This is a genomic window from Pseudomonas reidholzensis (assembly GCF_900536025.1).
In the GTDB taxonomy this organism is placed as follows: Bacteria; Pseudomonadota; Gammaproteobacteria; order Pseudomonadales; family Pseudomonadaceae; genus Aquipseudomonas; species Aquipseudomonas reidholzensis.
In genome coordinates, this window is the sequence record NZ_UNOZ01000013.1 from 658,973 (window position 1) to 681,992 (window position 23,020).

25 protein-coding genes and 1 pseudogene are annotated in these 23,020 nt (G+C 61.5%); 25 read left to right on the forward strand and 1 reads right to left on the reverse strand.

Annotated elements, in window-relative coordinates:
- The first annotated feature begins 181 nt into the window (after window positions 1–181).
- The 25 genes and pseudogenes from CCOS865_RS11275 to CCOS865_RS11395 all read left to right on the forward strand — a co-directional run bounded on the left by CCOS865_RS11275 (window position 182) and on the right by CCOS865_RS11395 (window position 22,438).
- Window positions 182–1,300 (forward strand): DUF2213 domain-containing protein, encoded by a 1,119-nt coding sequence (locus CCOS865_RS11275; protein ID WP_119140714.1) that lies wholly within the window; start codon window positions 182–184, stop codon window positions 1,298–1,300.
- The gene (locus CCOS865_RS11280) at window positions 1,300–1,752 is read left to right on the forward strand and encodes a structural cement protein Gp24 (protein ID WP_119140716.1); all 453 of its coding nucleotides are present in this window, start codon (window positions 1,300–1,302) and stop codon (window positions 1,750–1,752) included. Before CCOS865_RS11275 ends, CCOS865_RS11280 begins: the two co-directional genes overlap by 1 nt.
- Window positions 1,753–1,761: 9 nt before the next feature.
- Window positions 1,762–2,691, forward strand: a complete 930-nt coding sequence (locus tag CCOS865_RS11285) for a DUF2184 domain-containing protein (RefSeq protein ID WP_119140718.1) — start codon at window positions 1,762–1,764, stop codon at window positions 2,689–2,691.
- A 9-nt stretch (window positions 2,692–2,700) separates the two neighbouring features.
- Window positions 2,701–3,087, forward strand: coding sequence for a hypothetical protein (locus CCOS865_RS11290; RefSeq protein WP_119140720.1), 387 nt, complete (start codon window positions 2,701–2,703; stop codon window positions 3,085–3,087).
- Between the two features lie 40 nt (window positions 3,088–3,127).
- Window positions 3,128–3,646 (forward strand): DnaT-like ssDNA-binding protein, encoded by a 519-nt coding sequence (locus CCOS865_RS11295; protein WP_119140998.1) that lies wholly within the window; start codon window positions 3,128–3,130, stop codon window positions 3,644–3,646.
- Window positions 3,643–4,674 (forward strand): structural protein, encoded by a 1,032-nt coding sequence (locus CCOS865_RS11300; protein WP_119140722.1) that lies wholly within the window; start codon window positions 3,643–3,645, stop codon window positions 4,672–4,674. The genes CCOS865_RS11295 and CCOS865_RS11300 overlap by 4 nt, the downstream gene beginning before the upstream one ends.
- On the forward strand, window positions 4,631–5,017 hold the full coding sequence (locus CCOS865_RS11305; protein ID WP_119140724.1) for a hypothetical protein: 387 nt from the start codon (window positions 4,631–4,633) through the stop codon (window positions 5,015–5,017). The genes CCOS865_RS11300 and CCOS865_RS11305 overlap by 44 nt, the downstream gene beginning before the upstream one ends.
- On the forward strand, window positions 5,017–5,415 hold the full coding sequence (locus CCOS865_RS11310) for an HK97 gp10 family phage protein (protein ID WP_119140726.1): 399 nt from the start codon (window positions 5,017–5,019) through the stop codon (window positions 5,413–5,415). Before CCOS865_RS11305 ends, CCOS865_RS11310 begins: the two co-directional genes overlap by 1 nt.
- The gene (locus CCOS865_RS11315; protein WP_119140728.1) at window positions 5,412–5,816 is read left to right on the forward strand and encodes a phage tail terminator-like protein; all 405 of its coding nucleotides are present in this window, start codon (window positions 5,412–5,414) and stop codon (window positions 5,814–5,816) included. The genes CCOS865_RS11310 and CCOS865_RS11315 overlap by 4 nt, the downstream gene beginning before the upstream one ends.
- Before the next feature lie 61 nt (window positions 5,817–5,877).
- Entirely contained in the window at window positions 5,878–7,047 is a 1,170-nt protein-coding gene (locus CCOS865_RS11320; protein ID WP_119140730.1) for a phage tail tube protein, read from the forward strand.
- A 57-nt stretch (window positions 7,048–7,104) separates the two neighbouring features.
- Window positions 7,105–7,548, forward strand: a complete 444-nt coding sequence (locus CCOS865_RS11325; protein WP_119140732.1) for a hypothetical protein — start codon at window positions 7,105–7,107, stop codon at window positions 7,546–7,548.
- 107 nt (window positions 7,549–7,655) lie between these two features.
- Window positions 7,656–7,898, forward strand: a complete 243-nt coding sequence (locus CCOS865_RS11330) for a hypothetical protein (protein ID WP_119141000.1) — start codon at window positions 7,656–7,658, stop codon at window positions 7,896–7,898.
- 36 nt (window positions 7,899–7,934) lie between these two features.
- A complete protein-coding gene (locus CCOS865_RS11335) occupies window positions 7,935–10,964 on the forward strand; it encodes a phage tail length tape measure family protein (protein WP_119140734.1) in 3,030 nt (1,009 codons plus the stop codon).
- 12 nt (window positions 10,965–10,976) lie between these two features.
- Window positions 10,977–11,423 (forward strand): annotated as a pseudogene (locus CCOS865_RS11340) (transposase); the annotation flags it as partial.
- 217 nt (window positions 11,424–11,640) lie between these two features.
- Window positions 11,641–12,798, forward strand: a complete 1,158-nt coding sequence (locus CCOS865_RS11345; protein ID WP_119140736.1) for a phage head spike fiber domain-containing protein — start codon at window positions 11,641–11,643, stop codon at window positions 12,796–12,798.
- On the forward strand, window positions 12,795–13,274 hold the full coding sequence (locus CCOS865_RS11350; protein ID WP_119140738.1) for a DUF1833 family protein: 480 nt from the start codon (window positions 12,795–12,797) through the stop codon (window positions 13,272–13,274). Before CCOS865_RS11345 ends, CCOS865_RS11350 begins: the two co-directional genes overlap by 4 nt.
- Before the next feature lie 2 nt (window positions 13,275–13,276).
- Complete coding sequence (locus CCOS865_RS11355) at window positions 13,277–13,681, forward strand: hypothetical protein (protein ID WP_119140740.1); 405 nt, start codon at window positions 13,277–13,279, stop codon at window positions 13,679–13,681.
- Window positions 13,650–16,700: a host specificity factor TipJ family phage tail protein gene (locus CCOS865_RS11360; protein ID WP_119140742.1), complete on the forward strand. Its 3,051-nt coding sequence runs from the start codon at window positions 13,650–13,652 to the stop codon at window positions 16,698–16,700. Before CCOS865_RS11355 ends, CCOS865_RS11360 begins: the two co-directional genes overlap by 32 nt.
- Window positions 16,701–16,754: 54 nt before the next feature.
- Window positions 16,755–18,254 carry a hypothetical protein gene (locus tag CCOS865_RS11365; RefSeq protein ID WP_119140744.1) on the forward strand — a complete coding sequence of 500 codons (1,500 nt, stop codon included), beginning with the start codon at window positions 16,755–16,757 and terminating at the stop codon, window positions 18,252–18,254.
- Window positions 18,255–18,341: 87 nt separating this feature from the next.
- The gene (locus tag CCOS865_RS11370) at window positions 18,342–18,881 is read left to right on the forward strand and encodes a glycoside hydrolase family 24 protein (RefSeq protein ID WP_119140746.1); all 540 of its coding nucleotides are present in this window, start codon (window positions 18,342–18,344) and stop codon (window positions 18,879–18,881) included.
- Window positions 18,878–19,372, forward strand: coding sequence for a DUF2514 domain-containing protein (locus CCOS865_RS11375; RefSeq protein WP_119140748.1), 495 nt, complete (start codon window positions 18,878–18,880; stop codon window positions 19,370–19,372). Before CCOS865_RS11370 ends, CCOS865_RS11375 begins: the two co-directional genes overlap by 4 nt.
- A 40-nt stretch (window positions 19,373–19,412) precedes the next feature.
- Window positions 19,413–19,595, forward strand: a complete 183-nt coding sequence (locus CCOS865_RS11380) for a hypothetical protein (protein WP_244216094.1) — start codon at window positions 19,413–19,415, stop codon at window positions 19,593–19,595.
- Between the two features lie 70 nt (window positions 19,596–19,665).
- Complete coding sequence (locus CCOS865_RS11385; protein WP_119140752.1) at window positions 19,666–19,920, forward strand: hypothetical protein; 255 nt, start codon at window positions 19,666–19,668, stop codon at window positions 19,918–19,920.
- A gap of 449 nt (window positions 19,921–20,369) precedes the next feature.
- On the forward strand, window positions 20,370–21,581 hold the full coding sequence (locus CCOS865_RS11390) for a PDDEXK family nuclease (protein WP_147406499.1): 1,212 nt from the start codon (window positions 20,370–20,372) through the stop codon (window positions 21,579–21,581).
- A complete protein-coding gene (locus CCOS865_RS11395) occupies window positions 21,578–22,438 on the forward strand; it encodes a hypothetical protein (RefSeq protein WP_119140756.1) in 861 nt (286 codons plus the stop codon). The genes CCOS865_RS11390 and CCOS865_RS11395 overlap by 4 nt, the downstream gene beginning before the upstream one ends.
- Before the next feature lie 41 nt (window positions 22,439–22,479).
- On the opposite strand, the gene CCOS865_RS11400 is transcribed toward CCOS865_RS11395, so the two are convergent.
- Window positions 22,480–22,839: a hypothetical protein gene (locus tag CCOS865_RS11400; protein ID WP_119140758.1), complete on the reverse strand. Its 360-nt coding sequence runs from the start codon at window positions 22,837–22,839 to the stop codon at window positions 22,480–22,482.
- Between the last annotated feature and the right edge of the window lie 181 nt (window positions 22,840–23,020).

Here is a 23,020-nt window from a genome sequence, read left to right on the forward strand (position 1 = left end):
TGACCGAACAGGAGAGGCGGGCGCTTGATGCAATTTCGGCAGCGTGGAACGAGTTCTTGTTACTGCCGGACGAGGGCCCTCACGACACCGACGAGTTCCGCCACCACATCCACATTCTTCAGCGGCAGATCATGAGCAGGCCAACGCGCCGAGCGCTCAGGGACGAGCCACAGAGGTAATCATGATTCTTCAAGACTCTGTCACCGCTTCCAATGTGCGGCGGACGGCTGACGGCTACCTGGTGGCCGAGGCCCGAGTCGCTCGCACCGGCATTCAGGACTACCTGGGCACCGAGATCGACCCAGACAACGAGCACGGCCTCCGTGACAAGCCGATCGTCAGGGTGTACCGACCCGAGAGCTCGGTATTCCACAAGGACGCAATGCAGTCCTACGCCTACCGGCCAATGACCAACGGACACCCGGGCGGTGAGGGCGTCAACTCGCAGAACTGGAAAGACCTCGCCATTGGCCAGACCGGGGGCGAGGTGGTCCGAGATGGCGATTTCGTGAAGGTGCCACTGGTCCTAATGGACGCAAGGGCCATCGAGGACTACGAGGCCGGTAAGCGTGAGCTCTCCATGGGCTACGGCGCCGAAGTGGTGTTCCAAGACGGAGAGACCCCTGAGGGCGAGCGCTTCGACTGCTACCTCGGCCCTATGAAAATGAACCACCTCAGCCTTGAGCATCGCGCTCGTGGCGGCGAGAAGCTTCGCATTGGTGACAACGATCCCAAACCCCCAAAAGGAGGCCATCACATGGCTGATTCCCTGCGCACGGTCATTGTTGATGGCCTGTCCGTTCAAACCACCGACCAGGGCGCCCAGGCGATCGACAAGCTGACCAAGCAGCTGGCCGACGCGGGCGTCAACATCAAAACCCTGACCGACGCGCACGCCGTTGCACTGGCAGCCAAAGATGGCGAGCTGGCCAAGAAGGACGCCGAGATCGACGGCCTGAAAGCCAAGCAGCTGAGCGACGCCGATATCGACAAGCGCGTCCAGGCGCGTGCCGAACTGATCGGAAAGGCCAAGGCCATCCATGATGGCGACTACTCCGGCAAGGGCGATGCCGAGATTCGCAAGGCCGTAGTCATCGCCAGGCTGGGTGACGCAGCCATCGCAGGCAAAACCGAGGCCTACATCGACGCTCGATTCGACCTGCTGGTCGAGGACGCCGGCCAAGATCCTGTGCGCAGCCACTTCCGCGCCCAGGATGCCAATCCGAACAAACCGGGCGACAACGGCCAGTCGGCCTACGAATCTCGCCTCAATGACGCCTGGAAAGGGGGTGCCAAGTAATGGCCGTTCAAACCACCTACAGCTCGACCATCCGCGCCGGCCTGCCGGGCATGATCGTCGACATGATCCCGAAGACTCTGATCTCCCGCACCGTTCAGGCTGCTGGCGGCCTGGCATTCGGTGTGCCGGTCATCCAGGGAACCGCCGACAAGGCTGGCCGCGCTTCGACCACCGGCGACACTGCCGCCAAGCTCGTCGGCATCAGCGTCCGCGATCGCTCGGTCAAGGCCGAGGCCAACCAGTACAGCCAGTACGAGTCCGCCCGGGTCATGACCAAGGGCGCCATCTGGGTGACTGCCTCTGTGCAGGTTGCCGCGGGTGACCCGGTGTACTTCGTACCGGCTACCGGCGTGTGGACCAACGTGGCCACGGACAACGTCCTGGTGGCAAACGCACGCTTCGACACCAGCACCACCGGTGCCAACCAAATCGCTCAAGTCCGCCTGGGCTAAGGAGAAACCATGCGTCAGATTCAGCTCCTCGATGCTCAGGCCGCCCTGGGCTTCGTGGTCTCGCAGACCTCGTACATCGAGCGTCAGGTCAACGAGATCGTATACCCGGACATCCAGTATCCGGGCCTCATCCCGGTCGACACCTCCGCCCCCGAGTGGATCAAGACCGTCACCTACTACTCCGCCGACAAGGTGGGCAAGGCAGACTGGATCAACGGCAACGCCGATGACATCCCGCTGGCAAGTACAGAGCGGACCAAGTTCGAAACCAACGTGCACATGGCCGGTATCGGCTATGGCTACGGCCTGGAAGAGATCAGCCAGGCGCAGATGCTCGGCATCAATCTGACCGCCGACGACGCCATGGCTGCGCGCCGCGCCTACGAAGAGATGGTCGACCGTGTTGCCCTGCTGGGTGATTCGTCGAAAGGCTTCTCTGGCCTGTTCAACTTCCCAGGCGTTACCGCCGGCACCGCGGTGACCGGCAACTGGGCCACCGCGACCGCCGACCAGATCCTGGCCGACGTAAACACCGCGCTGACCGTCCAGGCGGCTGGAACCCTGTACACCGCGTTCTCCGACACCCTGCTGCTGCCCTACAGCAAGTTCTTGCTGCTGGCCACCCGCAAGGTCAACGAGCAGGGCCTGGAGTCGATCTTCACCTACCTGCAGAAGAACAACGTCTACACCGCCACCACCGGCCGCCCACTGCTGATCAAGGGCCTGAACGGCCTGGATACCGCCGGCGCTGGCAACACTGCACGCATGATCAGCTACCGTCGCGACCCGTCGGTGCTGAAGATGCACATCCCGATGCCTCACCGCTTCCTTCCTGTGTACCAGGCCGGCCCGATCCGCTGGGAAGTTCCGGGTATCTTCCGCCTGGGCGGCGTGGACGTTCGCCGTCCTGCCGAAGTCCGCTACACCGACGGCATCTAAGGGGGTCGCATGGCTAAGATAACCAACACCCATAGCAAGACCCCTATCGGCCTACCTGACGGCTCCGTGGTGCCTCCTGGCGGCACTATCGATGTGCCGCAGTGGGTCGACTACAGCAATCGCCAGAATCTGGCGTTCTACGTCGAGACCGGCGTGCTGGTAGTCGAAGGTGGCGGGGCTGTTGAGCTCAGCAAGGAAGAACTATTCGCCAAACTGAAGGCGCTGGGCATCGAGGCTGGCAAGAACTCCAGCGTCAAGACCCTGCAGGAGCGCCTGGCCGAGGCCGAAGAGAAGGCCAAGGCCGACATCATCGCCAAGCTCACCGAGAAGGGTGTGGTCGTGGGCGAAGACGTCACCCTGGAAGAACTGCAGGCCGAGCTGGCCAAGCACCAGTAACAACCCGGGCGGTTCGCCGCCCACTTATTCGAGAGCGATGATGGCTGACTACTACGGTACCGTGGCGGGCGCTGACGCCTACCACCTGGCCCGTGGCAATGCCGCTTGGGCGGCTGCTACTGAGGCCGACAAGGAAGCGGCGCTGGCGCGGGCATCAGCCTACATCGACGGCCTGGGCACCCAGCTGCCAACTACCGGATGCGTTCTGTCTTTCCCGGGGCGCAAGGTTGGCGGTCGTGATCAGGCTTTGCAATGGCCGCGCTCCGGCGCAACCGACCGGAATGGCGACCCAATCGATTCCGGGTCAGTGCCGCGGGAGGTCGAGCAGGCCGCCTACGAAGGCGCTCTGCGCGAACTCGTCAAGCCGGGTAGCCTGAACCCCGACTATGTAGCATCCAAGGCCGTGAAACGCGCCAAGGTGGGGCCGCTGGAAACCGAGTTCTTTGGCCCGGAAGATGGCGACGGCCAGCCCAACAAGCCCGTCGTGGGAATCATCAACGACATCCTGGCGCCGATCATGGTGCTGAGGTGCCCGCTGCCGGCAGTGGTGGTCGTGTGAACCAGGCTGAGCTCATCCGGCAGATTGAGGGCATGGAGCCGGCCATGGCCAGGGCGTACCTGGATCAGATCCGGGCAACTCTGGATTCGGTAACCATCGCCGAGATCGAGCGCCTCATCGCATCCCGCGACGATTCGGCCCTGGGCGATGTGCTGGCGCTGGGAGTGTTCGCTGCGCTCATGGAGCTGATCCGCTCTGGCTACATCGCTGGTGGGAAGGCCGAGGTCAGTAGCGTACCTAGCTCGCTGGGGCGCCAGGAGCTCGATGTCAATGCCGCGGGCGCTCAGTCCTGGCTGGCGGAGCACATCGCCGCCCTGAAGGCGCAGATGGCCATGGACCAAGTCGACGGCATCAGGGTCACGGTTTCATCTGGCCTGCAGGCCGGTCGAAGCCCGCGGCAGATCGCGCTCGACCTCGCTGGACGGGTGAGCAAGCAGACCGGCCGCCGCACTGGCGGGTCTGTGGGCCTGCCTGGCAACTTCGCCCAGTACGTGGCAGACGCGCGCACCCAGCTGCGCAGCGGGGATGCCGAGCAGTTGCGCAAGTACCTGACCAGGACGCGCCGCGACAAGCGTTTCGACGCGACCGTGCTCAGGGCATTGAAGGAGGGCAGGCCGGTGGCCCAGGCCGACGCCGATCGGATTGCCGGGCGCTATGCCGACCGCCTGCTCCAAACGCATGCGCAGATGATCGCCAGGACGGAGGCTCTGGAGTCATTCGGCGCGGGCCGCGACCGCGTCTACGAGCAGCTGGTAGAGCGCGGGCTACCACGAGAGGCGATCGTCAAGGACTGGGAGACCAGGCGAGACGAGAAGGTGCGCAACAGCCACGCCGGCATGCAGGGCCAGACCCGGGCGCTGGGTGAGCCGTTCAGCGCCAACTCTGGCGCTCTGCTCCGCTACCCGGGAGACCGAGGGCTCGGCGCCGGATGGGATGAAACAGCGAACTGCCGGTGTCAGGCCCGGTACACCATAAGGGCGAACTATGCGCGACGAGATGCAGGAAATCTTCGGGGAGCTCTTCGATGACGTCTTCACGGAGTCGGTGACCGCATTCACCGGCGAGTACATGGGGCCTGGAGTCTTCGACCCGGTGACCGAGGAAACCACAGCGCAACCCGTGATCTACTCGGGGCGCGGAGTCTTTCATGAGTACGAGGAGAAGCGCGTGGATGGGCTGAACATCAAGTTCGGAGACATCCAGCTCATCGCGCTGACCAATGAGGTGGCGGGCCGGCCTGATATCGGTCACCTGGTGGAGACCAGCGCCGACGTCGGAATCCTCGGCATGCCCGCCAAGGGCTATCGCGTAGTGCGTGTAGGCGGTGACCCTGCCGGCGTACACCATGACCTGCAGTTGAGGAAGGCGTAATGGCCAGGCAGCGCGGCGGCAGGGGCTGGAGCGCTCCGCCTACGGCATTCGTCGGCGTTGTCGAGGAGGCGCTGGCCGAGCGTCACCGAGCCATAACCCTGGCGATGCTCGGCGAGATCGTCCTGCGGGCACCAGTAGACACTGGCCGGTTCGTCGCCAACAACATCGTCAGCATAGGCTCACCGGTCTACTACTCCCTCGACGCCTACGACAAGACCGGCCGCGACACGGTGGCCAGCGGCGAGAGCGCGCTCTCGGGCCTGCAGCCGTACACGGTCACCTACATCCAGAACAACCTGGTGTACGCCGGTGCGCTCGAAGACGGGCACTCGCGGCAGGCGCCGGCCGGTATTTACGGCATCGCCTTCTACGGCGTGACACAGGCGTTCAACAAATGACCTTCGAGCAGATCCGCAACATCGTCACCACCAGGATGACGCAGTGGGCCGGCATCCCCGCTGCCAGCGTGGATTACCCGAACAGTCCACAGCCTTTCGACCCCGCCGGCAAGCCGATATGGGCCAGGCTGGCGGATGTGCCGGGCCTGTCCAGCGCGCCAGAGACCGGCATCGGCCCGTGCGTGCGCCGGACCGGCATCATCATGATTCAGCTGTTCGTCCCGACCTACAAAGGCACGCTGGCCATCGCCAAGGCTGCCGACACGCTGGTGCAGCACTTCGAGTTCTACAGCGACCCGACCGGGCCGTTCGACTGCTACGCGGTTTCAGCCAGCGTGGTAGGCGACGACGGACACGGCTGGTACCAGGTCAACGTGTCGATCCCATACCGGGCCTACTGAGCCCGCCACCTCCACCGCCACATGGCGGTTTTTTTACGCCTATCGATAGGAGAAACACCCCATGTCCAGTGGTGCCAAGGTCCAGCTTGCCTGGATCAAAGAGGTGACCCCAGGCGTCACGCCGGCAGGCAATTGGAACGTGCTGACCCGTATCAGCAACGGCCTGATGCCGACCTTCAACTCGGAAGAGAACAACGAAATCGGCTTCACCCGCATGTCGCAGGGCACCGCCCAGACCACTGTGGACGTTGGCGGCGACATCGAGACCAAGTGGCGCTATGGCGCCCTGGACGAGTTCATGGCCTCGTGCTTCGGCAAGGCCTGGGCGGCGAACGTTCTGACCATGGGCGACGACCGCATCACCTTCTCGATCGCCTCGTACGCTACGGACATCGGCGTTTCGGCCATCGCCCGCGGCGTCCAAGTCGCCACGATGAACTTCGATTTCCCGGGCGACAACGAGATCACGGTCACCACGACCATGGCTGCCCGCGCGTGGGATGACAAGGGCGACAACACGTCGTTCATCGTCAACGCCCAGTCCGAGGTCAGTCAGCGCCGCTTCAGCTTCAAGGACGTCAGCGGCCTGAAGATCAACGGCGTGCAGGTGGGTGAAGACAACGCCTGCGTCGACAGCTTCAGCCTGCAGTTCGACAACGCGGTGCAGACCCAGCGGTGCATCGGCAACGGCAACCCGTACCCCGGCAACATCATCGCCACCACATTCACCCCGTCCGGCTCGATCACCATCAGCTGGTCGAAGATGGCCTACGAGCTGTGGAAGGCCCAGAAGACCAACGACGCGATCAGATTGGAGTTCACCATCGGCAATGCCGACGGCGGCTACAACTTCCTGATCCCCGAAATGGAAGTGACCGGCGATTGGCCGGACGGCGGATCGACCGACATCATCCAGGTGGAGCTGAACTACACCGCCCGCCGCGTTGCTCCGACCGTGACCCGCCTGCCGGCGCCGGTCGTTGTGGCTGCCGTTGATGTCACCCCTGCCACCGTGAGCTTGGCCGTTGGCGCAACTCGAGACCTGGAAGTGGTGGTCACCCCTGCCGGTGCCAGCCAGCAGGTCACCTGGACCAGCTCGGCCCCGGCCATCGCCAGTGTGAGCGAGACCGGCCTGGTCAAGGCCCTGACGGTCGGCAGCGCAACCATCACGGCAACCAGCGCTGCAGACGGCACCAAGACCGACACCTGCGCTGTAACCGTCACCGTTTAACCCTTTGCCTGGCGCGCCCTGCGGTGCGCGCTGGGCCTTTTACCGCAGAGGAATACCATGGCCTTCACCATCGCGAAAAAGCCCGAGCTGGACATCAATGGGGAGCGCTGGGTCGAGTTCGCCCCCGGCGCCGAGATCCTGGTCGCCTCGATCGCCAACCCGATCTACAAGTCGCACCAGGCGTTGATCAACCGGCATTTGGCCTCGATCAACCAACAGGCCGGCGTGGGTACGGCCGAGTTCAGTGTTGGCGCTATCCCGGACGTTCAGCTGGAGACCGACGACGACCTGTTTGTCGAGCTTGCGGCGAAGCATCTGATCAAAGACTGGCGCGGCGTTGACGTGGAAGAGAACCCTGGCCAGCCAGCCCCATACAGCCCAGAGCTGTGCGTGGCGCTGATCAACCAGATGGCCAGCGTTTACTTCCTTGCCCTGCGCACCGCCACTGATATCGCGCGACGAGTCGAGGAGAAGGCCAAGGCCACTGCGGAAAAGCAGTAGCGGCATACCTCTGGGGTCGGGAGTGGGCAGGCGAAGGCAGCGACAAGAAGCGCTGGAAGCACGAGCGATTGAGGCTCGCTGTTCCTGATCCGCCAGAGATCGACGGAGTGACTGCCGAGATCCTCGAGGCCTACGGCTATATCAGCCGCTCGCGGCAGTACGTTGGAATGGTCGGCGCCCCTGCGCCAATCGCACCATCTGCCATCACTGAATACCTCGACCGCTACCCCTCGGCGATATGCCGCGAAGAGTTCGATGCTGCCGTCTTTGCCCTTGATGACCAGTTCCGCCGGCACTGGGACGAGCAGCAGGAGAAGGACAAGCCGAAGACGCCACCGAAGAAACGATGACCCGCCCTGCGGGTTTTTTTACGCCTGGAGAATGCTATGGAGCAGGAATCCCGCCTTGCGGTAACGATCGACTCGCGCGGAGCCAAGCGCAATGCAGATGACCTGACCGGGTCGCTGGAAGGGATGACGCGGGCAGGCGATGCGGCATCAGCGTCGGCTGAAGGCGTATCCGACAGCCTGGAAGACCAGCGCAGGGCCCTCACTCAGCTCCTTGGGCAGATCAACCCGACCACCGCAGCCCTTGGCCGGCTGGACGACATGCAGGAGAAGCTGGCCAAGTTCAAGAAGGCCGGCATCGTCGAGAGCGATACCTTCGTCGAGTACACCGGCCGCATCAACACCATGCGGGACGCGCTAGGCGACACCTCTGACGGCATGAATAAGGCAGGCATGTCGGCCAAGGCCTACAACGCCGCCCTGCGAGGCTTGCCGGCTCAGTTCACCGATATCGCTGTGAGCTTGCAGGCAGGCCAGGCGCCGCTGACAGTGTTCCTTCAGCAGGGCGGCCAGCTGAAAGACATGTTCGGCGGAATAGGGCCTGCTGCCCGCGCCATGGGCGGGTACGTGTTTGGCCTGGTCAACCCATTCACCGTTGCAGCTGCAGCGGCTGGGGTGCTGGCCCTCGTTTATTACCAGGCGACGGAAGAGACCGACCGTTTCCGCAATGCGTTGATTGAAAACGGCAACGCCGCCGGCGTGACAGTAAACCAGCTTGCAGATATGGCGAACCAGGTGGCAGCCACCACCGGGACCGTTGGTGCGGCGGCAGGGGTATTGGCCCAGCTGGCGGCTGCGGGAAATCCACTACGCAGAATGTACATTGAGATCGCCCAAGCCTCACTGTCGTGGTCGAAGCAGACCGGCAAAGACATTGGCGAGGTCGTCCAAACCTTCAACGAGATCGGCAAAAGCCCGGTCGAGGCAATCAAGAAGCTCGACGGCGAGCTGAGCATTCTCACCACTACGCAGTACGCGAATATCGTCTCTCTGCAAGAGCAGGGCAAGACCATGGACGCCGCGCGCATGGCGGCAGGCCTGTACGCAGAAGCCATCAGCAGCCGGGCGGGAGAGATTGAGCGAAACCTTGGGAGCCTTGAGGGTGCCTGGCAGTCCATAGCCGGGTTCGCCAAGAAAGCCTGGGATGCGATGCTCGATGTTGGTCGCGATCAGACTATCGAAGAGCAGATCGCCAATACCGAGAAGTTGATCTCCCAGCGTAAGGAGGGGTTCTTCTCTGTTCTGTTCGACAGCGATGATCAGGGCACGCGGTTCCTTGAGACCCGGCTTAAGCAGCTGCAGAAAGCCTTGGCAGGCAACGCCGCGCAGGCAGCCCAAGAGGCAAGCGACAACGCTCTGCAGGCCGCGGGCAAGAAAGGCATTGACCTGATCAACGCCTCCTACAAATCGTCCCTGACTCAGACCCGGAAGCTCCAGAAGGAGCTGACGGACCTGGATAAGGCGCGCAGTGATGCGATCGCAGCAGGCGGATTAACCGCGTCGGCGGAAGAGAAGTACGCAAAGTCCCGCAAGAACATCGAGAAAGAAATTGCGGACATCAAGGAGCGCGAGGCCAAGAAGAACGCCCCGAAGGGCGTCAACAAAGGCGTCGCCGAGGCGGAAAACACCTTCGCCCGCCTGTACAACCAGTACGACCCGGCCTCCCAGGCCGCTCGCGCGCTCACTAAGGAACAAGGGCAGCTCGACATCGCCCTGAGCAAGGGCAAGATCAGCCAGGAGGAGTACGGCAAGGCGCTGGCACAGGCCTCACTGAACTACGCCGCCGCCATCAAGGGCGCCCAGGGCCTCACCCAGGCCGAGCAGTACCGGGCGCAGCTTGAGCGACAACTGGCAGGGCAGCGGAGCGAGTACAGCATCGCGGCCGCCGGCGTTGGCATGGGAGACCAGCAGACGCAGCGCATGCAGCAGCGCGCGCAGCTCGAGCAGCAGACCAACGACAGAATCCTTCAGCTGCGCACCGAACTGGCCAACGCCACGACGGAGAAGCAGCGGCAGGAACTGCAGGCGCAGATCGATCTGGAGCAGGAGTACCTGCCCAAGCGATTGGAGGCGTTGCAGTCAGGGTTTGCGCAGTACGACGCCGCGATTTCCAGCCCGCTCAATGGTTGGAACGCAGCGCTGGCCAACTTCCAGGTTAGCGCTGCGAACGTCGCCGGCCAAACGCAGGCACTGTTCAGCGGAGCATTCGGCAGCATCCAGTCCAGCGTAGGCAGCGCCTTCGAAAGCATGGCCCTGGATGGCCAGACGTTCGGCGAGTCGGTCTCGAACATCACGCGAAGCCTGCTCGGTAGCGTCATCAACTCGCTTGGCCAGATGGCCGCGCAATGGGGCGTCAACCAAGCGATGCAGCTGCTGTTCGGGAAGACCTCGGCAGCGGTTGCCGCTCAGCAGATTGCTCAGGCTGGCGCGGTTACCGCAGCAGAGTCTGCCGGGGCGGCAACCGTGGCCACTGCCAAGGTCGCAGCTGACGGCGTGGTCACGGCATCAAGCCTGGCCGCAACGGCCACCACCACCGCAGCTCAGACTGCCGCGGCAGGCACAACCCTCACCGCCTGGCTGCCGGCCGCCCTGGTCGCATCCATCGGCTCGTTCGGTGCTGCTGCCGTAGTGGGCGGCGGCGCGCTGCTGGCTGCGTTCGCCCTCATCAAGGGCTTCAGCACCGGCGGCTACGTGTCGGGCTCTGGCACGGGCACATCGGACAGCATCCCGGCGCGGCTCAGCAACGGCGAGTTCGTCGTCAACGCCAAGGCGACTTCGCGCAATCGGCAGCTGCTCGAGGCGATCAACTCCAACGAGCGGGTCTCCTTCTCTGGCGAGAACGTCTCGGTGAACAAGATCAGCAGCTCAGGCGAGCAGTCCGGCGCCGCGCAGCAGACCAACGTCTACGTGAGCCTGGTCGAGGACCAAAGCCGGGCCGGCACCGTCCAGCAAAGCACCAGAGATGACGGCAGCACCCAGGTCGATGCCTTCGTGGCTGACATCTTCGGCGGCGGTGATCGGGCGCAAGCCCTTGAAAGCGCATACGGCCTGGTCCGCCAGGGATCATAACGAGGAGTGGCAATGATTCAGTACCCGGCAGAATTGCCACTGCCCCTGCAAGAGGGGTACGGCCTCAGCACGGTCGACCCCATGCGCGCGACCCCGATGGTTACGGGTCGCAAGCGGTACAGGGTGGTGCACAGCTACGTGCCGACCGAGGTGAAGTTCAACTTCAACTTCGACGAAGCAGAGGCTGGTTTCTTCGAGGCCTGGTATGCGCGAACCCTTTCGAACGGCATGGAATGGTTCGAGATGCCTCTGAAAACGCCGGCCGGGTTCAAAGCCTATCAGGCGCATTTCACTGGCATCTACCAGGGGCCTGACCTTACCCAGGTCAGCCGCTGGAGGTATTCGGCAATCCTCGAGCTCAAGGAGCGACCGCTAATTCCGCCTGGGTGGGAGCAGCTTCCCGAACTGTGGTTCAACAAGAACATCATCGACGTTTCGGTCAACCGCAACTGGCCGGAAATGGTCTTCGACTACGAGACTTACGCCTTGGCGATGGCGAACATTTTGTCCATGCGCCCAGGGATCACAATCTACATACGGGCTGACGAGACGCACGAAGGGAAGCGCGCTTCGTACAGGGTTGTTCGGGCTGACAGCCCATCATTGAGCCTGGACTTCATGAGTCAGAGCTACCGGGTTGGTCAGCCTGTGGACTATTTGGATTTGGTGGCCGTATATGGAATCTAAGAACTTCGCCGATCTCATTACGTATTCTCGATCCACTGTTGCCAGGTACTTCAATTCCGCGGGACTGCTAGTTCAGGCGGCAGTGAACGAGCCGAGATTTGAGTTCAACCCAGCAACCCTGGCGCCGCTGGGGCTGAAAATGGAGCCAGCGCGAACCAACTCGCTGACCTATTCGCAGGATCTCTCGAACGCGGTATGGATCAAGTCGCGAACCACCGCAACGCTTTCCGGTGTAGCGCCTGACGGGACTGCCACCGCCTACGTCCTGGCAGGCACCGGCGAAGTAGGGGTTTCACAGCTGCGCAGGAACGCGCAGACCTGGGTGGCCGGCAGCCCCCACGCGGTCAGTATTTTCGCCAAGGCCGGTACGACCACGGTGCTTTCGCTGTTTTTGCCTGCTGACGCCTTCGGCACCCTTGTCATCGTCAACTTTGATCTGACTGGCGCGGGTTCGTTTGTCGTCACCAGCGGCACCGTCGTCGCTCACATACAGCAATGCGCGGCCGGCTGGTATCGGTGCACGCTGGTAGCCACCCCAACAACTGCAGGTGGTGGCGCGTGGGTCGTCGTGAACGTGGGGACTACCACCACCAACTCCATGAGTTTATGGGGATCTCAAGTGGAGATTGGCACCTGGAGCTCCTCCTACATCCCAACCACCACCGCCGCCGCAACTCGAGGCGCAGATGCTGCGTTTCTAGCGAGCCTTTCTCCTTGGTACAGCCCTACCGGCGGCACGCTCTATAGCGAAGTGGTCGCTCTGCTTGGCGCTACCACCAGTTTTCACGCGAGTTTAGGCACTACCGCCAGCGCAGGCCCAAGGGTGTCCAACTACAGAACATCGGCCGGCAGCACAGGCTCACAGGTTGCAGACGACACCAGCGCTACCGTTTTCAACGTGGCTCCAGGAATCGGCGCGCCTAACCAGGTGCTGAAGCAGGCGGTAGCATTCAAGGCCGACGACTTCCAATGCGCCTTTAACGGTGTAGTGAGCGCCGTTGACAATTCAGGGGCACTCCCAACGCCTGCTCGGCTGACCCTGGGCGCTCGAGGCACCGTCACTGACCAGCTCAGCGGGCACATCCGCAAAATTCGCGTGTACCCCTATCGATTTTCAGCCCCCGACCTTCAGGCGATCACATCATGAGCCTGATCGAAGAGTGCTACGCATCAGGGAAAGGCGAACTGGTCGATACGATTGAGGCCCGGGAGGAGGGGAGCAGCTTCTCGCACCTCTACTGTTCGGGGTACCAGGACCGCACCTGCATGACGGAGGACGGCAGGACGCTCACCTTCATCGCCCTGGCCATGGACTTGGCCCTGCCGAAGAACGACAACAGTGGATTCCAGAACATCGTGATCGGCATGGACAACGTCACTGGCGAGGTCCAGGAGGTGGTTGAGTCGGCCAAGGAGGCCGGAAATCGCATCTTCATCACCTTCCGGCGATACCTGGCCTCCGACCTTACGTTCCCCGCTGAGCGTTACCGCATGACCGTGCTGAGTCGCGAGTATGAGGACGATGTGGCCAAGCTGACGTGCGGCTTCTTCGATCTGCTCAACACCAACGGCATCCGCAACATCCTCACCACCTCCTTGGCACCCGGCCTGAAGTACATCTGACCATGATCGAGAAATTCATGCGCGCCCCGTATCGCGAGGGTGCACGGGGTCCTATTGCCTTCGACTGCTGGGGGCTTTGCATCGCCGTGCGGAATCAACTTTTCGGCCTGCCGTTGATGCCGACGTTTGGGTCCGTAGGAAAGGACAGGATCCGCGAGAACACCAGCGCCTATCACGACCTACGCCAAGGCATGGAGGTGTGCCAGCCGGAGCCGGCGGCGATTGCTGCCGTGTTCCGCGGCGAGCTGTGCCTGCATGTGGGTGTGGTCGTGCTGAGCGAAGGCCGCCTCAAGGTCATCGACACAAACCCCGGTGGCGCCTGCCTCCGGACAATCGGCGAGTTCGAAGCCGCTTACCCAAGGGTGGTGTATTACCGTGATCGAGTTCTACCCGAACAAGCTCAGTGACACAGCGCCCTTGGGCACCTGGAAGACCGATCGCCGGCAGAAGATCGAGGAGTGGCTGAAGACCCAGGCGCCATCCTACGAGCGCCGCGAAAGCCCGCCGATCAGCGTAGTCCTCAATGACGAGCTGATCGACCACGGCCTGTGGCACAAGGTCAGCTTCAAGCCCTCCGACCTGCTGCAGATCTACATGGAGCCGAAAGGCACCGACCCGTTCTCGATCACCTATGCGCTGTTCGCAGGCGCGAAGGCCGTGCTCAAGGCCATCATGCCGAAGATGCCCGGCATGCCAAGCAACGTCGGCGCGCAGCAGGGCGACCCCCTGTCCGAGGCCAGCGCCAAGGGCAACAAGATGAAGCTGGGCGATGCTGTCCGGCAGATCGCCGGCTATCAGCGCACCTATCCGTCCTACCTTGCCCAGCCGCGCCGCCGATTTCTCGGTCCGCGCGATCAGCGGGTCGAAATGCTGCTGTACGTGGGAGAGGGCGAGTACAGCATCCCGACATCCAAAGTCCGGGTGGGCGAGACCCCGCTCATCTCGCTTGGCTCCGACGCGACCTTCTCTATTTACCAGCCTGGCGCTGATCTTTCGGCCAACAGCGCGCACATCAACTGGTTCAACGTGCCGGAGGTCGGCGCGAGCTCCAGTGGCTCAGCCGGCCTTGAGCTGACCGTGGGTACCAGCCTGACCAGAGCTTCCAACGCCACCGCCTACCAGTTCAATGGTGCCTCGATTAGCGTGCCTTCCGGGTCAGGCCAATTCCCCAGTGACTGGATCAGCGGGATCATAACCAGGGTTGTTGCGCCCTACACCTATACCGTGGTGGACGGCGGTGCGGGTCGAGATATCGTGCGCGGGCCGCTGGATATGCTGAACCCCACGGTTGGGATGCTGATCGAAGTTGCGGGCTCGAACGCAGGGATGTACGTAGTCAACAGCTACACGCCATACAGCCCAGCGATACCAGCCAGTGCTGGGTCAGCCTCCACGCTGACAGGATCCGCCGCCCCGACCCGGTATGACTTCAACGTCACGCCTCTGACCTTCACCCTCAGCCGGGGCGCGACGAACTACTCGATAACGCTAAACACCGCGACCACGAACCTGGCCGGTCTGGTGTCGGCGCTCAACTCTCTGCTTTCGGCAACCCCAATTCGCGCCGAGCAAAGCTCTGGACGCGTAAAATTCGTTGAGCAATCCCCGTTCGCAGGCCAGGCGGTATCGTCCTCTGGGGCGGCAACGATTCTCGGGGCTTCTCCTGTGGGCGTGACAGGAACCGCGACAACCAGCGGATCGCCCGAGCAGCTGGCAGAGATGACGCTGAACTACGACGGCGGCGCGCCGGTGGTGGGCCTCACGATTGGTCAGGGTCTGGCCTCGATCGGCCCGCGCGGCCTTCGGTACCGCATCACCGCATTCAGCACCACGCTGATGACCGTGGAGCGTCTGACCTCATCAGGTTCGACAGACACGGGATGGCCTGGCTTCAACGCCTTGCAGACCGTGAGCGGCATCATCAGCTTGGATGTGACCAACCTCACCGGCGGCTACCGCGGGCCGTTCGCCTGCTGCCCTGAAGGGGAGAAGGTGACCGAGCTGGAGTGGAGTGTCTTTTTCGCAAACGGTCTTTGCGGCCTTGGCAGGGAGGGTCAGATCTACGAGATGACCGCCTACCACACGCTCGAGTATCGCGACATGGATACGGCCGGCGCCTGGACCACGCTGACCAAGGTGTCTACGGGCGGCTCTCTGGACGCCCAGGGGTTCACCTACCAAGAGGTTCTGCCATACCCGATGAGGGCAGAGGCGAGGGTGCGCAGGGAGGCCAGCTACAGCGAAGAGGCGCGGGACGACATCACCTGGTACGACATGCGCGGCCGGATGCAGAACTCGCCGACCAGCTATCCCGGCCTAACCGTCATCGCGCTGGATATCCGGGGCGGCGATCGCCTCTCGGCACAGTCGGAGAGCCAAGTGAGCGTTGAGGCAACCCGGATTCTTCCGCTCTTCAGTGGAGGCGGATGGCTGCCGAAGGGGGCTACCCGGGATATCGTCCCCTGGTGCCTTGCTCAGCTCAAGGCGCGTGGCTACACCGATGATGACTTCGACCTGCCTGAATGGGCTGCCTTCCACGCCACGTGCGTGGCCCGGGGCGACACGTACGACGAAACCCTGGACTCGTCGATCACCGTCAAGGAAATGGTCAACAACGCGCTTGCCTGCGGCTTCGGTGAGCTCGTCGTGTTCAACGGCCTGTTGCGGCCCGTGCGCGACGAGAAGCGCTCGGTCTTCAGCGCCGAGTACGGCCCAAAAACGCAGACCTACTCCCCGCAAAACATGACCAAGATGCTCAAGATCAACGGCGCCATGCCGTCGATCAACGACTTCGACGGCGCGGATGTGGAGTACTTCTCCAGTTCGACATGGGCGTGGGAAACGGTCGAGTGCCGCTGGCCGGGAGATGAGGGCCTGAAGGTCGAGCGAGTGAAGGTGGTCGGGTTCAGCGACGAGACTCGAGCCTGGCGCTTCGGTATGCGCCGGCGCGGGCACCAGAAGTATCGCACGGACGTGTACAGCTGGGAGACCGAGATGGATGGCCGCAACAGCGGGTATCTGACGTTTGCCGCGGTTGCCGACGACACGCCAAAGCGCTGCCAAAGCTCCATCCTGCTCGACTTCGCAGTTACTGGAGGCGGGACGCTGCTCAGATCATCCGAGCCGCTGGACTGGAGCGCAGGCGGCGAGCACCGACTAGGCGTGCGCAAGTTGGACGGGACCTTGGCCGGCCCATTCACCGCGACCAGGATTGACGACTACACGGCAAAGGTGGATGTCCTCGGCTTCACGCCTGTCGTGGACGGTCCGCTGGAACCGCCGCACATCCTGTTCGGGCCGGCCTCGCGCTGGGCTTATCCGACACTCATCACGAGCTCGGACCCCGCCAACGGGAATGTCGCAGTCAAGGGCATGCCGTACGACGACCGAGTCTACACATACGACGATCAATTCCCGCCCAACTGATTTTACTGCAGCCAGCGATCCCTAAATTCCAAGGCGTGTATGCCAGGAGAAGACATGCGCTATAACACGAACAACCCGGTCGGCGCTGAGGGCTCCAACTCCCCGCTCGACCTGAACGACAACTCGGAGATCCTTGATCTCCTGATGACCGGGAGCCTCACTAACTACCTCGATCGCCTTGGCGTTCCGCTAACCTCGTGGCGAGGGATAATGAAGCAGGTTGCGGACTATCTGCTTGCCCAAGGCTACGAGGCCTCAAACCTCGTCTATGGAGCTGGGGTGATCGTTCTTCGGCAGACTCAGCTCATAGAAAGGGCTGGGGAGCTGTACAGGGTTGCCCTGGCGGCCAACTTGCCACTTACGCTGTCCGGTAATTGGGCCACTGACGCACCGAAGCTGCAGTCAGTCGGGGATCTGGCTCTCAGGACCGCTCTTTCTCAGCCAGATGGCGCTCAGACGCTTGTCGGGGGTGCTCTTTTCAAAGGAGAGGCCCTTGACCCCAACGGGACCGCCCCAGATACCACGGTGAGCCGTGGCTACTCACATGCCTACTACCCAGCAAAGGCTGGCGCCCTCCGCGTCGGGGGGTCTGATACCGCTCCGCTCAACGATGAGAGGGGGTACTGGTCAGGGCTGCCATCCCAAAATGCCTGGGGGAACCAATCGAACATAGGTCTGTACAGCCAGTCATTTGGGCGCAATGGTGCAGCGTATCGTGAGTACTCAGCGACCTTTGGGCACGATTGCGTAACTTATGGGGTTGCATCGATTGCTGGCGGGGCTGGCTGCGCAACAGGAAGCCCATCCATTCCGACTTCGCCGTTTGCAGGATACTGCTCGATCACATGGGGCAAAAACAATCTGGTTTCAGGTGAGAAAACGGCAGCGTTTGGTGAGGAGCACATTATCAATACCCGGGCTGCAGTGGGGTGTGGTTATGCGGTGACATCTCAGCCTAGCGTCGCAACTCCGGCCCCGATTGGAGCATTTGGAGCAGGCCAAAATGTGAGCCTTTTCGGGCAGGCCTATGGGATAGGGCGATTCATCAACCCTTCTGATTCCATGGTGTTTGGCTGGGGTCCGAATGCCGGATCGCCTCTGAAAGAGGTAGCTGCAAACGAGATCGCGATTGGCGCTGGCACGACAACCGGGGCCATACGTGTCGCCCAGGCTTCGACGTCTACCGTGCGGAGCCGAGTTGGCCTCAACAATAGGCGCGCGCTTGAGCATGAGCTCGATATCGACATCAGCGATGGTGCGATCGCTGCATTGACTATCGATGCATTCAGCTCGAATGTCGCTGCGTTTTCGCTGAGGGGACTGAATGCGGGCGGCACGAGTCACGCCATTGCGAATTTCGAGTGGACGAACCCGAACTCGGGAAGCCCACTGGGCATCCTTAGAATTCGGATGAACAATCGCTCCACCGTCGCCATCGCCATCGCCTCCGATGGCTCGATCAGCTTCCCTGACATCAAGAACGCAACAACTGTCGCTGGGTCGCCATCAAAGACAATCTATGAGGATGGCGGCTTCGTGAAAATACTCCCGTAGCTATTCCTGATTGCCATGCGTGATCACGCCCAATGCCCCCAAAGCCCGCGCAGTAGCGGGCATTTTTTTGCCTGAAGGAAACTGACGATGGCTCGAATTTCTGCCGCCGACGCCGGCGGCCCGAACGTGCTCGCCTTCCTGGACATGCTCGCCTGGTCGGAGGGCACCTCCACCATCAAGGCCAGCGATGATGGTTACAACGTCCTGGTCGGCGGGAAGCTGTTCGCCGGCTATGACGGTCACCCTCGGGTGCTGGTTCCGCTGCCGCGCTACAAGATCAGCAGCACCGCGGCCGGCCGCTACCAGTTCCTGGCGCGCACCTGGGACGCGATCGTGAAGAACTACGGCTTCAAGGGTCGCTTCATTCCCGAGGCCCAGGACCTGGCCGCGATCAAGCTGCTGGCTGAGTGCGGGGCGCTGCCGCTGATCAAGGCCGGCCGGATCCCGGAAGCGATCGCCAAGGCGGCGCCGATCTGGGCCAGCCTGCCGGGCGCGGGCTACGGCCAGCGCGAGCACAAGCTGGCCGCGCTGCTGGGCATCTACGAGACCGAGCGCGCCGCCGAGCAACAGCCGGAGGATCAGCTGCTGGCCATGTTCAGCGCGTGCGGTGGGGAGATGGCCGCATGAGCCCTTGGACCGTTGCCGCTGCGGTCGTCCTGCTGCTGGGGTCCCACTGGACCGCCTACCAGCACGGCCGATCAGTCGAGCACGCCGACGCCGGCACCGCTGCAGCGCAGCGCGACAGCGGTGACAGGCTTGCCGAAACGCTGGGCGAACGCAGCGCCCGGGATAAAGAGCAACGCCGCGCCACGGCGCAGGAGGAGGCGAGAGCCCATGGACACGAAGAACACCAGGTTGCTGGCGCTGGTGCTGCTGGCGCCGATGCTGCTGGCCAGCGGCTGCACGACGACGCATCCGATTTCGCCGCCACCGTCAGTTGCCCCGGCACGGATACCGGCGCTGTCGCCCGAGGCCAGGCAGCCACCCGCGCCGCCATGGTGCTCTCCGACTTGCTCGCACGGGCTGACGCTCGAGCGGGAGAGCTGGCGAAAGCTTATGACGGTGCCCGAATAGCTGGTCGGCAGTGCGAGCGGGAGTATGATGGCCTGACCAAATGAGCGGAGCAGATGCGTGAAGCGGACCTTGGAAGGAATGATCATGGCCGGCGACCCGCTGATGCAGCAGGCGATCGACGCTATGAGGCGCTATCACGAGGCTGAGGCCGCTGGCGCTTCTGCAGCGGAGGTCGAGCGACTGCACTTGCTCGCTGAGTCGCTATTCCAGGCGGTCACCGACTATCAACTCCAGGTGCTCGGTGTCCAGGCGGTCACGAAGCACTGAGCCCGTCGGCCGGCCATTGCCCGGCGCAAGTCGAGGCTATACGATACTGTTTTTATATACAGTATTTCTCATGGCAAGCCCGTACCCGAAAGACTGGAACGACGCCCTCAACGACCAGACACCGCTGATCGACGACCCCGATGCTCGAGTCGTGGTGCTGCGCCAACTCGCCTACGACATGTGCCGCCGCGGCGTCGTCAGCTACGACGACATGAGCGACATGCTCGAGCTTGCGGACGCGGCCAGGGAGTGGGCGATGATGGAGCGCGAGGAGGCTTGGTTTCTCGGGATTTTCCAGGAATTCCCGCCGGATTCGACCTGGTGATCGCGGGGCGGGTCTGGACAGTTATATAAAGGAAGGGAAATGGTCGGCAGAACGCCGGATGCAGGCCGAGGCCCGTGGGGAGATTTTCGGGGGAGGGTGGAATCTGGTCAGCCTCGGTACGGCACCGTTTGCAGCGAGCGCCCGCTCAAGGCCTTGATCGATAAGGCTTTCGTGGTATCCTGCACGCATGGGGTGCAAGGGGTCGAGTGTTCGAATCACTCCGTCCCGACCAAAAAACTCCAAAGAATCCAGTCACTTAGCGGTGACTGGATTTTTTTATGCCCGCGATATTTGTGTGCCCTGGCAGTTAGGGCACACATAGGGCACAACAGCTCTTCGGGTTGAGTGCCGTGTGCCCTGAGCCGAATCTCACTGGCGGGTTTCGGAGTAGAGCCGATAAGGTTGCGGGGCCGAAGGGCGCTTGTTTCAGACGTGCAGCAAGGTCATGATTGATCCAGATTCAGGCAGCTGAGATTGCTATGGAAGTGTCACTTAACGGAATGAGCCTTGTAGACTCAATCGCACAAGATCTTGCTGCCCCAGGCATGACTCCCGTCCTTGCTATCGAGCGAGCCCTCGAAGCTCACCTTCACGAGCAATTCAAAGCAGCATTTGCGCATGTCCTCGTGAAGCCTCCGAAGGTCAAATTTCACTCGATGTACTTCAAGCAGCGGTACGCTTCGCTGCCCGCGTTGCTCGGTAGTGGATACGAGACATGGTATCCAGAAATCACGTTGTCTACCGGCCTTGCCGATGCGTTTGATCAAATAGAGCTTTCATCCGAATCACTTGGCTTGCTCCCCATCTCGTATGGCGGAGGTGTGTCAAGGGTCCATCAGCTGAAGCGGAAAGATCTGAAGCGGCAGTCGAATCATGTCATCCGCATCAATCACATCAAGCTTGGCTCAGATGTCATCCGCGCAGTCTTGACCCGCCTTGAGCAATCTCCGCCCTCTCAGCCACTCATTTCTAACCTGGACCCTTTGTCTAGTTCTTGGGGGCTCAGAATCGTCTCATTTGATCACATGCTTACTGGTGAGCGTTTCGTATGTGATTGCTCCAAAGCCTTCCATGAGAGCGTTTTGGCCGCCCAGGAGGCTGACGGATACCTCGCGTCCGAGCTTCGTCAGTATCTGCCCACGTGCGCCTACAAAGCGTGTCTCTGTCACCTGTGCATCGCCAAGCAGAGTCCCGAAGATGATCGCTATGGAGCCAGCATCGAGACGAAGTATGAAAGCTACCTCGATCAGGTGATGTTCGATCTGAGTGTTGATCAGAGAACTGCGCGAGCAGAAGTGATGCATGTGCTGGGCTTGAGCAAATGGCGGCGTGAGTCGACTCTGTATGGGCTAGTAAGAGAGCTTTTCCCTGATCACCAGGTGCTACGTGAAGCATCCCCAAAATGGCTCGGTAGGATGCGCCTAGACATCTACCTGCCTGAGCTGAAGCTTGCCATCGAGCACCACGGAGAGCAGCACTATCGACCTCTGGCTGTTTTTGGTGGTGATGAGGCGCACAAGAAGGTGGTAGAGCGAGATGCCTTGAAGCGAAAGCTCTGCGCTGAGAATGGCATTGAGGTGGTGGATTTCAGATTCGACGCTCCGCTCACCAATCGCTCAATCAAGCAGCGGCTTTTGAGGTTCTTGAGGGTTAACGCGTGACAAATTTTAGAGATTTGGATGGTGACTTCAGTGCGCTGATCGAGCTTATGTCGGCTATGGTCGATGCCTGTGCCGGCAGCTCTATCTCTCATGGCATGGGTTGGCTCAACGACATTCAGACCCTCTCGATCAAGCTTTTCAAGCAGCTTTGTTCTACGAAAAGCCTTGCCGATGGTTGTGTTTTCAAGAGCGCGACGGGCAAAAGCATTGAGTTCATAGATCAAGGTTCAGTGTCGATTCTCGCCCGCGCATCAGTAGAGACTTTCCTGGCCTTGCATTGGATTTTCGGTTGTCCCGCTGATCGCTCCCAGTTCAGACATTCTCTGTGGCAGTACGCGGGCCTTACTGATCGCGTAAATCTGAACACTTCAACAGAGGAAGGACGTGTTAAGCAGGCTGACGCAAGGCTTCAGCAGGCGGAATTACTCCGGTTCATTGAAGGCTCACCTCTGATCTCTGAGTATTCTCCAAAAGAGATCAAAGAGCTTAAAAAGGGCAATTGGAGAGTAGGGTGGTCATGGGGCAGCGAAGCTGTACGTGCTGGCTTTCACAAGCTGTATTTCGATAACGTTTATAGCCATTTATGTGGTTACTCTCACAGTAACTACATCAGCGCGATGCAGACCGGGCAAGCTCAAAGCATCGCTGATCAGTCCAGGCTGGCTTCAGCAGGCATCCAGATCAGCATCCACATCCTTGCGCATTTCATCCACTTGTACGCGTCCCTTTTTTCGCAAGCTGCGGATCTACTGGCCGCTTCGCCGGCAAAGCCAGTTGCTGACATGTGGCACTTCAAAGCTGAAGATATGAACTTCGTTTTTGATCGAATGAAAAGCGCCGATCACCAGGGGGAGTGAGCGACGCTCTGTTAGCTTACAAATTTGCCTAGGGGGAGATGTCAGGCCACGGGGCTCATGCGGTCCTGCGCTTCTTGCTTGAGCTGAGTGATTGCTTTTGCGAGTCTGCCCAGCAGCTTTGCGTCAGGTCTGCACGTAAACGTCTGTTCAGTCGAGGTTGTCACTACGAAGCGCAGCGTCTTTAGCCACGGCTCCCCATCGCGCAGTAGTAGCGTTCCGATCCGTACGTACCAGCCTTCATCTCCCTCTGCTTGCACGAACCAGCGCCCTTGCCCGCCGTGGTGCAGTTGGAGAGGGAGAGGGTCACTGTCGTGGTTAGTGATCATCTGCGCAAAATGAGTTTTTGTCCTGAAGCCCACCGTCCAGCCGATGTGAGTGACGGTAAATGGTCTGTCACCCATGTTCACCACTTTCAACTGAATAACCGCTTCTTGTATCGCGGAGCCAGGGCCGTGGCTAATAACGATGCTGGAGCCAGCGGAGCATTTCGCTTTGACTCGGTTTGCGTCCCTCGCAAGCTTCAGGGAGATGCAGACAGCTGCGATTGTGCCGAATGCAGCAAGCCAGTTAGCGAATCCGTTG

What these genes read in the sequence shown, in the direction of transcription:
- CCOS865_RS11375 (WP_119140748.1), top strand. Translation starts at nt 18,878, where the DNA reads ATGAGCCCTTGGACCGTTGCCGCTGCGGTCGTCCTGCTGCTGGGGTCC.
- CCOS865_RS11355 (WP_119140740.1), top strand. Translation starts at nt 13,277, where the DNA reads ATGATCGAGAAATTCATGCGCGCCCCGTATCGCGAGGGTGCACGGGGT.
- CCOS865_RS11285 (WP_119140718.1), top strand. Translation starts at nt 1,762, where the DNA reads ATGCGTCAGATTCAGCTCCTCGATGCTCAGGCCGCCCTGGGCTTCGTG.
- CCOS865_RS11380 (WP_244216094.1), top strand. Translation starts at nt 19,413, where the DNA reads ATGGCCGGCGACCCGCTGATGCAGCAGGCGATCGACGCTATGAGGCGC.
- CCOS865_RS11365 (WP_119140744.1), top strand. Translation starts at nt 16,755, where the DNA reads ATGCGCTATAACACGAACAACCCGGTCGGCGCTGAGGGCTCCAACTCC.
- CCOS865_RS11280 (WP_119140716.1), top strand. Translation starts at nt 1,300, where the DNA reads ATGGCCGTTCAAACCACCTACAGCTCGACCATCCGCGCCGGCCTGCCG.
- CCOS865_RS11305 (WP_119140724.1), top strand. Translation starts at nt 4,631, where the DNA reads ATGCGCGACGAGATGCAGGAAATCTTCGGGGAGCTCTTCGATGACGTC.
- CCOS865_RS11385 (WP_119140752.1), top strand. Translation starts at nt 19,666, where the DNA reads ATGGCAAGCCCGTACCCGAAAGACTGGAACGACGCCCTCAACGACCAG.
- CCOS865_RS11345 (WP_119140736.1), top strand. Translation starts at nt 11,641, where the DNA reads ATGGAATCTAAGAACTTCGCCGATCTCATTACGTATTCTCGATCCACT.
- CCOS865_RS11335 (WP_119140734.1), top strand. Translation starts at nt 7,935, where the DNA reads ATGGAGCAGGAATCCCGCCTTGCGGTAACGATCGACTCGCGCGGAGCC.
- CCOS865_RS11290 (WP_119140720.1), top strand. Translation starts at nt 2,701, where the DNA reads ATGGCTAAGATAACCAACACCCATAGCAAGACCCCTATCGGCCTACCT.
- CCOS865_RS11310 (WP_119140726.1), top strand. Translation starts at nt 5,017, where the DNA reads ATGGCCAGGCAGCGCGGCGGCAGGGGCTGGAGCGCTCCGCCTACGGCA.
- CCOS865_RS11350 (WP_119140738.1), top strand. Translation starts at nt 12,795, where the DNA reads ATGAGCCTGATCGAAGAGTGCTACGCATCAGGGAAAGGCGAACTGGTC.
- CCOS865_RS11275 (WP_119140714.1), top strand. Translation starts at nt 182, where the DNA reads ATGATTCTTCAAGACTCTGTCACCGCTTCCAATGTGCGGCGGACGGCT.
- CCOS865_RS11295 (WP_119140998.1), top strand. Translation starts at nt 3,128, where the DNA reads ATGGCTGACTACTACGGTACCGTGGCGGGCGCTGACGCCTACCACCTG.
- CCOS865_RS11370 (WP_119140746.1), top strand. Translation starts at nt 18,342, where the DNA reads ATGGCTCGAATTTCTGCCGCCGACGCCGGCGGCCCGAACGTGCTCGCC.
- CCOS865_RS11320 (WP_119140730.1), top strand. Translation starts at nt 5,878, where the DNA reads ATGTCCAGTGGTGCCAAGGTCCAGCTTGCCTGGATCAAAGAGGTGACC.
- CCOS865_RS11315 (WP_119140728.1), top strand. Translation starts at nt 5,412, where the DNA reads ATGACCTTCGAGCAGATCCGCAACATCGTCACCACCAGGATGACGCAG.
- CCOS865_RS11325 (WP_119140732.1), top strand. Translation starts at nt 7,105, where the DNA reads ATGGCCTTCACCATCGCGAAAAAGCCCGAGCTGGACATCAATGGGGAG.
- CCOS865_RS11400 (WP_119140758.1), bottom strand. Translation starts at nt 22,839, where the DNA reads ATGGGTGACAGACCATTTACCGTCACTCACATCGGCTGGACGGTGGGC.